Genomic DNA, 5,901 nt, shown 5'->3' on the forward strand with positions numbered 1-5,901 from the left:
GATTGGCTGCCGGGTGAACAATCGGTAGATTCCGTGTTGTTTCCGTTCCGGCAACAGATAAAAACTATACACAGGTTTTCAGGGCTCCGCAAATCGGCAGGGCACTTTTGACAGTGATCGTGGTTACACTGTGGTGGCATAATCCGCGGGCGTACTCTGACGCCCTGACAGTTGAACAAATCTGCAGCGGAATCGCGACTGCTTTGCTCCTGCGGTTTACAGGATCTCTGTACGTTTATGGAGCGTATCCAGGAAGACGAACTTCTTCATTGCCCACCATCGGAAGATCATCCCAAATAACGTCCCGATAATTGGTCCGGCGATAAAGTCGGCGATCTCCTGGACGATAAAAGAAACGTGTGGTTCCGTGATTCCAAAGATCCAACGGGATACATAAACCGGCGCCGCAGTAATTCCAATAGCTACCGTAGACATGCCGACGAATTTGATGAACTGGATACGTTTGAGGCCATGGACGACATCCCCAAAGGTAAACCGTCGCGAGAGGTAGTAGGAAACTACCGTGGCCGCTGCATTAGCGATAAGAAAAGCTGAAGTTGGATGCGCCCCCAGAATCGTGAACTTCAATCCGTAATTCACTGCCAAGGTCAGGAGGAAGCAGAATCCTCCTATGCCCAGGAAGTACAGAGCTCTCTTTCGTTCCCGATACTGTTTTGGGCGCGATGGATCCTGTGCGCCTTCATCGCTAAATGCTTTGGCTCTGCCACTCATGGATCAAGCATAAACATCCCAGGATCGGCGAATAGAAAATTGAAACTTAATCAGGGCGGTTCTTAGTTATCCATATGGGTCACCTTGCACAGCATGCTCAGATTGAAGCTCATGAGCTTCCAGCGATGTATGAGTCGGGCATTTTCGTGGCAGCGTCCAATAGTCAGGATGGCGGCAATGAGTTGTTATGCCCTGCGGCTCAACGGGCTCAACGGGCTCAACGGGCTCAACGGGCTCAACGGGCTCAACGGGCAGTTTCCCCTCACCCGCGCCAGACCTGCAACTCTGCGCCGTTACATTACTGACGGATTACCCTGCTTAAGGAGGTTTCAGCGGAAGCCGCTGTCGGTTCCGTAGAATCCTCGGTTTTTGGGCATAAAAAAATCGCGAAACATAAGTTTCGCGATTTTTGCTTTGGTGACCCCAACGGGATTCGAACCCGTGTTGCCGCCGTGAGAGGGCGGAGTACTAGGCCGCTATACGATGGGGCCGTATGCTGAAGATAAATCTTCAGCTCACCAAATCTCTTTGGTGAAGCGCTGGGATACCAGGACTCGAACCTAGAATGACGGAACCAGAAACCGTTGTGTTGCCAATTACACCATATCCCAATGTGACTTGGTATTCATTTGCTTCAGCAGCCGAAGCTGATCTGCGCTGAACGCCTTAGCACGAGATATAACTATACCTAAAAAATTCACGGATCGCACATCCTGGGGCAATATCCTCGAGTGATCTGCAGCTCGTTTATTGAAATGCCTGTAACAGACCTGAGCTTCGCTACACGTCAGCCGATAAATTGCCGCCGAAGGAGGCAGGTCCACTTGACCTGTCACTGCGTGCTGAGACGACTGCTTAATGCAAAAGAGGGAACCGAAGTTCCCCCTTAGCTGTGTGTCGGGATAACAGGATTCGAACCTGCGACCTCGTCGTCCCGAACGACGCGCGCTACCAAGCTGCGCTATATCCCGTGGTTACAACCATTTCACTATACACCCTGCAGAATTCTCATCAATGCCCGGCATAGCTACTCTTTTCTTTGCCGCCAAGTCCTTAGCCGGGCCTCGCAGCTTAAGACCATTAGATAGCTTTCCCAGGATTCAAGATATTCAACGGGTCCAAAAGGTTCTTGATCTGCTGTTGGAGTTCGATCACTTCTGTTGCTTGTTCCCATTGCAACCAATCTTTTTTGATCAACCCGACACCGTGTTCGCCAGTAATTGTGCCGCCTAGTTCCAGTGCAATACGTACGGAGCTTTCAACTGCACGGTCAAGCCTCGCTAGTGGCTCGTTGCCGTCTTCCGGTTCTACAGAAAACGTCGGATGCAGATTGCCATCCCCTACATGCGAAATCATCCGCATGTTTACGTTTTCCTCCCGCGCAGCCCGTTGAACGCGGTGCACGTATTCAAGCATCTTGCTTTTCGGAATGGCGACATCCTCTCCAGTCCGGTAAGCATCGTCTTTAGTATCACCCCGGCTGGTTCGGCGCATTTCGATCAGTTGCATAGCACTCGGATCTGCCGAATTGCTTAGCTGGGCATTGCGTTCTGCGAAAACACTGCGGAGAGCGGCTTCTTCACGCTCGGCGCCGTAGCCATCCAGTCGAGCCAAGAGCATGGCACCGCCGAGACCTGCGTAATTCGTCGAGTACTGTTCATCAAGAATGAGCAGAGTCGAATGATCGATGAGTTCCAAAATGGCAGGCTGAATTCTGGCTTTGGCAATCAGTTGAACGCCCTCGACTGCTTCCTCCAGGCTGGGGAACAATAGAGCTATGTCTCGTTCGTCTACCGGGAGATAGCGCAATCGGAGAACTGCGCGAACGACAACGCCCAGCGTGCCCTCGGACCCTGTGAAAAGTGCGGCGAGATCATACCCTGCTACACCCTTGAACGTATTCTTGCCAACGCGGATTAGTCGGCCGTCAGCCAATACGACGTCTAGGGAGAGCACTGCTTCTCGAGTCACGCCATACTTCGCGCACCGCAGGCCTCCCGCGTTGGTTGCGATGTTGCCGCCAATCGTAGACATCTTGTAGCTAGCAGGATCCGGGGCGTACATGAGGCCGAATTCGGAAACGGCTTCGTTCAGCTGATGATTGATGACGCCAGGTTCAACCACAGCGACTTCATCTTCCGGGCGGATCTCTAGGATTCTATTCATCTTGCTCAAGTTCAAGACGATGGCATCACCTAGTACGTGCACACCGCCAGAAACACCTGTGCCGGCGCCGCGGCTGATGACCGGTACCCTGTATTCGCTAGCCAAGCGTAGAACGTGTTGTACATCCGCTACGGAACTGGCGAAAACCACGGCCAGCGGTTCAATGGGATCCCCCGACAACTGCCCGAAGTCTCTAGAGTTTTCTCGAAGCAGCGGGCCCGATGATTCTATGGCATTCTCTGGTAATGCCGCGCTGAGGGCATCTAGAAATCCGGCATGGGTAGCGGCCATCTTTATCTCCACGGATCGTTGCGTGCAAGTGATTACCTGAGACTACGGCTTTTGAAGGTCTTTGCCGAACTTGATGACTTGGCAATTTACTAGTAGCTCGGTTCAACACTGCGTTTGCGCCCTCATGGCCAGCCAGTCCGGGGCCGGCATACGTCATTGCCCTATTATTTATCGGGCTAGGACCGTTCAGCTGCTGCATTTTCTTTCGATTGTGCTGCTTGGATTTCTGCTGGAAGAGCTTTTCCCCTGACGAATAGTCGATAACAGACGCCCAGGATTGCCACCCAGATTAGACCGGTAATGAGTGCACTACGCGTATCAGGAATAATACCGATTAAGATGATCACGAAGATCATGAAGGCCAGCGCCAAGTAGCTACCCACTGGCCAAAGCGGAACTGGGAATGCAGAAGGTTCAAGATTATCTCTGTCTATCCGGTGCTTCATCCGAATATGAGAGATCAGGATCATCGACCAAACAACGACGGTGGCGAAAGTAGCCAATGCAGCAATGAGGAAGAAGATCTCATCTTCGAACCATATGTTCAGCACTACGCCAATCAGCAATGCGCCGATCATCGATAGTGAAGTCACCCATGGGACCCCGTTAGCCGTGGTCTTCGTGAATACCTGTGGTGCCTGGCCTTGTTTGGCCATACCGTGAATCATGCGTCCCGCGCCGAAGATGTCTGCGTTGATTGCTGAGAGTGCCGCAGTGATGACGATGAAGTTCAGGACATTTGCTGCTGACGAGAAGCCGATGCTGGAGAAGATCGAAACGAATGGACTTTCACTACCGTCAATCGTGTTCCACGGCTGAATGCACATGATGACGCTGAGCGTCAGTACGTAGAACAGCAAGATGCGCACTGGTACAGAGTTAATTGCCTGCGGAATGACTTTACGCGGGTTTTGCGCTTCGCCAGCGGTAATGCCGATCACTTCGGTGCCGCCGAAGGCAAACATGACAATCGTCAGGGAAGCGAGAATGCCCCAGACACCATGCGGCATGAAACCGTCGCCAGCAAAGAGATTGGATAGACCTGCAGCTCCTTCGCTTTGGTTGCCCAACCCGAAGACGATTACGAGAACGCCACCAGCGATCATTGCCATGATAGCGACGACCTTGATCAAGGAGAACCAAAATTCCAGTTCCCCGAAGACTTTGACCGAGAGCAGGTTCACGGCAGCAATGAAGAAAACAACTGCCAGGATCCAGATCCATCGTTCGACGTTGGGAAACCAGAAACCCATATATACGCCAAAAGCTGTCACGTCAGCCAGGGCCACCACAAACATTTCAAACGTGTAGGTCCACCCGGTTGCAAAGCCAGCAAAGCGTCCAACGAATTCAGTGGCATAGCTTCCGAATGAGCCGGAGGTCGGATTGCGGACTGCCATTTCTCCCAACGCACGCATCACCATGAACACCACTGCCCCACCGAGTATGTATGCCAACAGCACCGCTGGCCCAGCCATTTGAATGGCGCTTGCGGAACCATAGAACAAGCCTGTGCCAATAGCAGACCCTAGAGCGATAAACCTGATGTGCCGTGTGCTTAAACCACGTTTCAAGTTTTGACTTGTCTGGCTAGTACGCATGCTGCTCCTCCGAGATTCCTAACTGCATCAGAGGTTTGCCGCTCACTTTTCATGGTGTGCTTCAACCCCGACATCCATGTAATCGCAGTCACACGCATCTTGGAGCGGGGAAAAGACAAGATAGTCCGGTACCTCAGACTCGTGGTGAAAAGAAGCTGAGATACCGGACGGCAATTCTTCCAACGGGTATCTCGGGACAGCGTGATGGGCATTCTGGAATTTCGACCACTCGCGAGCTGTAGATAGAAGTACACATCCCGGCATGCAATGCAGTCAGATACTCGTGAATCCAATTGAAGGATCATGCTGCGCGATCCTCACCAACGACCTTGAGAATGCTTAAATGTGCTTGCGCAATCCCTCGATATCGAGGCAGGATTCCGATACGGCTGGCTTCAAAGTGCTGCACGTCAGTGGTCAGCAGCCACGCCCGCCTGTGTCCGTCATGTTGTCCACCGGAAGTCAAAGCATCTGCTGTCCGTTAGCGTCCGCGTCTTCAGAAACATGATGCCGGTGTCTTCGGGCGGTGGATGACAGTATCTATTGCTTTCAAGGCTTTCCAAGACGAGGTCCACAATGACGTTCATTGGCCTGACCCGGTGAATTCTCGCAGTCTTGGTTCCCTTGGTCGGTCGAATCCCCTTACGCCGAGACCTGTGGTTGCCAGTTGCTCTCACCATTGCACGCCGGCAGGTGAATGTGGTGCAACTGCGGGAATCGTCTTCCGAAACGGAGCTGTCGCCTTGGTGCCTGAAACTCAAATTACGCAGTCGACCAGCTGGCATTTTTAGTCGATACCCGTCAGGGAACAAATATGGCTCAGCAAGGCTGGCTGGGCCGACAACCTGATCTTCAATTTGGATAAGAACTCCAGTGAATAATTCTCGGGTAACCTGGCCCTCGTCATCCGGTGCAAGCAACTGAGCCAGCCGGCAACCTTGGCCAACACAAATACCCTGGACGCACTGGTCGTTAAAGCACGAGGGGAGGGGGAACCAGGCTGCACCAGCTGCCCAATTCCCCCTCCCCTTCCCGTTAAACAGGTGAGGCCCCGGCACCAAACGGTACCAGGGCCTCAAACCATCTACTCAAGTTAAGTCCGGCGGTGACC

At 52.7% G+C, this 5,901-nt stretch carries 3 protein-coding genes and 3 tRNA genes; all 6 read right to left on the bottom strand.

The window, feature by feature from the left end:
* Window positions 1–216 precede the first annotated feature (216 nt).
* On the bottom strand, window positions 217–732 hold the full coding sequence (locus CQ012_RS17265; RefSeq protein WP_105659209.1) for a GtrA family protein: 516 nt from the start codon (window positions 730–732) through the stop codon (window positions 217–219).
* A 415-nt stretch (window positions 733–1,147) separates the two neighbouring features.
* Window positions 1,148–1,223 (bottom strand) — tRNA-Glu (locus CQ012_RS17275).
* Window positions 1,224–1,271: 48 nt separating this feature from the next.
* Window positions 1,272–1,343: transfer RNA gene (locus tag CQ012_RS17280), tRNA-Gln, on the bottom strand.
* Window positions 1,344–1,629: 286 nt separating this feature from the next.
* Window positions 1,630–1,703: transfer RNA gene (locus tag CQ012_RS17285), tRNA-Pro, on the bottom strand.
* 109 nt (window positions 1,704–1,812) lie between these two features.
* On the bottom strand, window positions 1,813–3,189 hold the full coding sequence (locus tag CQ012_RS17290; protein ID WP_105659210.1) for an FAD-binding oxidoreductase: 1,377 nt from the start codon (window positions 3,187–3,189) through the stop codon (window positions 1,813–1,815).
* Window positions 3,190–3,365: 176 nt separating this feature from the next.
* Window positions 3,366–4,790, bottom strand: a complete 1,425-nt coding sequence (locus CQ012_RS17295) for an amino acid permease (protein WP_105662735.1) — start codon at window positions 4,788–4,790, stop codon at window positions 3,366–3,368.
* Window positions 4,791–5,901 lie beyond the last annotated feature (1,111 nt).

This window comes from Arthrobacter sp. MYb214 (assembly GCF_002979865.1).
Classification (GTDB): domain Bacteria; phylum Actinomycetota; class Actinomycetes; order Actinomycetales; family Micrococcaceae; genus Glutamicibacter.